Source organism: Telluria sp. AZSoR62, assembly GCF_058111565.1.
Genome location: NZ_JBYTST010000485.1, coordinates 1 through 248, shown reverse-complemented (window position 1 = coordinate 248; position 248 = coordinate 1). Strand labels below are relative to the sequence as shown.

The following is a 248-nucleotide window of genomic DNA, read 5'->3' as shown; positions in this document are numbered from 1 at the left end:
CAGTGGCTCTTCCCGCCGTGCGCCCATGAGGTCGATGCTGTGGAGGGCGCGGACAAAGCCACCAGGTCCCGGCCGAGCCGGGACAGATCCTGCTCACTTTCCGGGTTCAGCTCTGTACCGTCGACCCACCGGTACACCGACCAGGGGAACGGGTAGCTTTCATCCGGCCTGCCGATTGCCACAGGCTCGGGAATGCTGAGCGGAAGGTGCGGTGCAAGGCGCGGCAGCCATGTCTGTTCCTTGGCCAC

At 65.7% G+C, this 248-nt stretch carries 1 protein-coding gene; it reads right to left on the bottom strand.

What is annotated here, in order from left to right:
• A partial coding sequence (locus tag AC3XQU_RS24480; RefSeq protein WP_489876709.1) for a phosphotransferase occupies positions 1-248 on the bottom strand: 248 nt, incomplete at both ends.